Below are 2,417 nucleotides of genomic sequence, written 5' to 3' on the forward strand. Positions count from 1 at the left end.
GCGCATTTAAATTATTTTTCCGGCCATGGACGATCAATCGGCATTGGTCTTAAATTTTCCCAATCATCAAATAGTTTCAAGTCATTTTCTTTGTTGCAGATTGCCAGCCATAAAGCTTCGAGAAGAAGATATTCTTTGGCCCGGATGGTTTTTTTCAGGTGCTCGATCAATGCATTTGCCTGCCAGGGAACGCGTTGAATTCCCATCAGAAAAAGTGTTTTAATCTGTGCTAAATACTGGCTGATATCTTTCTGTTCGGTTGCAGCAATTGAAGCGGCACAAAATAATGATCTGACCATCATCCTGTCAGGATTTTTCATACATTCATTGTACGATTCCTTAGCCAGGTCATAGGCAATTTCCAGCTCACCCTTAATTATTTTTAAGGCTGCATAGTTGCCTTGTATACTACCATCGTGTTCCGAATTCAGATCAGAGGCCTTTGAAAACAGTTGTTCTGCTCTTTCATAGTCCTTTTTCGTATTTGTATAGTATACAGCATAATTACTTAAACAATTTGCATCGTCAGGATTGATCTCCAGGGCTTTCCCATAATAAATTTCAGCTTCTGTGTTTTTTCCAAAAACACTGGTAAGCAAAAAAGCATAGTTGCCAATTAGCAAGCCATTTTTGGGATTAAGTAAAAAACCCTGCTGATAAAACCACTCTGCCAATTCATATTCATTATGATTGTTTTTAAGTTTAATTGCCAGTTCATTTGCAATTCTGCTCAGATATGGTTTCCAGTCCTTGTTTTCGACTTCATTAATTAAGGCATCTGTAAATACATCGGTCATGAGATCTTTTGATTTTCTAAACTCACCATTATTCAGGTGCTCTTCAGCCTCTTTAATCTTAAAAAGATACGGTAATCTTTTGTCTCCCGACATTTCCCACTGTTTTGCAGTGTCACGCATCTGTTTTTCAATGTCTTTGGCATCCATATAATGAAATATATCAGCAAGCAAGTTGAAATAATTCGCCAGAGATTTATATGGTTGAGGTTGAATATTAGTTAAAAAATTTACAAATATTTTACTAAACGAAAATGCAGACTCATGACGTCCGTGTTTAAACTCATTCAGTAATGTGAAACTAAATAATTGTATTATTTCTTCCCCTTCTGTCCGATTGAAAATAGAGGGATCTTTGTGTATTTCATTAAACAGGAATTTAAAATTCTTGTCACGGGCTACTGTATCATGGGTTAATAAAGTTAATATCAGAAGCATTGTGATATCGCTTATTTTAACATCAAGGGGATATCTGCTTCCGCTTTCTCCGGTTTTGATGACTTCAGCGGCCATTTTTTGTGCTTCATTATATCGCTTCAGAGACATATAATATTTAATGATATCGCGTCTGAAACGCTGACATTTACTATCATATGGAACAACAAACATTGACCTCATTGACAAGGCAAGTAAATTAAGATCCAAAGCTTTCTGGAACTCATTTTTCCCAAAATAAAACTCTGCAATATTTGTCATAACGACAGCTAATTCCGGATGTCCTTCGGGGAAACCCTCCTCAAACAATTTTTTAGCTTTCTCATAGTAAGGCAATGCTTCTTCCACATTTCCTTTTGCAAACAGTAAAATGCCCTTATCATTTATTGCGTCTGCCAATGATGAATAACGTGGAGGGGTCTGATTTTCCTGAATTCTTATGGCCCATTCGTTGTAAAAGATCGATTTATCAATATCCCGTTTTGTACATGTATTGTAAAATACACACAACGCATAAACTACTTTGCCAACCTCAATACTGACAGGCCAGATTTGTTCATACAGATGTAGCGATTCATGATACAAGGACTCTGCTGCTTCAAATTCACAGAGGTGACGATAGAGTTCTGCAAGGATTAATAATGAAGCTGCTAATTCTTCTTTATTGAGATTCTCACTTTCTTTTAATAATTCAACTGCTTTTACTGCAAATGGCAGCGCTTTTTCATGCAATCCGAGATCGCACAAAAGTGCTCCAACCCTGCCGGATATTTTGGCAATATGACTTGTGTCAGATTCCTTCTCATTCAGCTTTTCCAAAGATTTTTTATAAGCGTCAATTACATCGACCTTGTCCATTATGAGTCTCCAGTGTTGCATCCATTCATGTTCCCGGCCATTCTCCCAGATTATTTCCAAAATGTTAAAATCTGTCAGAAGTTCAGTCAGCTCTTCATATCGATTTGTCGCGGCCAAATGGTCGGGCAAATATTTTTGCATATAGTCACTCAGATCTTTGCCATTGCATTTATATTCATTCCAACCGACATCAGCCAGTCTTGCTTCACCTTGGATAGGTTCGATATGGAAGTCGAGGTTATTTTTGTCGCGAAGCCACTCGGCAAATGAGCGATGGTAAAAAGTGAAGGATTTATCCTTTTCCTTTAAGTAACAGGCTAATGTTTTAAG

General features: G+C 37.2%; 1 protein-coding gene. It reads right to left on the reverse strand.

What is annotated here, in order from left to right:
• Positions 1 to 11 precede the first annotated feature (11 nt).
• Positions 12 to 2,417, reverse strand: a 2,406-nt coding sequence (locus VIK44_RS10370) for a tetratricopeptide repeat protein (protein ID WP_331553831.1), incomplete at its 5' end; no start/stop codon positions are given.

The organism is Acetobacterium sp., assembly GCF_036508315.1.
Lineage (GTDB): Bacteria > Bacillota > Clostridia > Eubacteriales > Eubacteriaceae > Acetobacterium.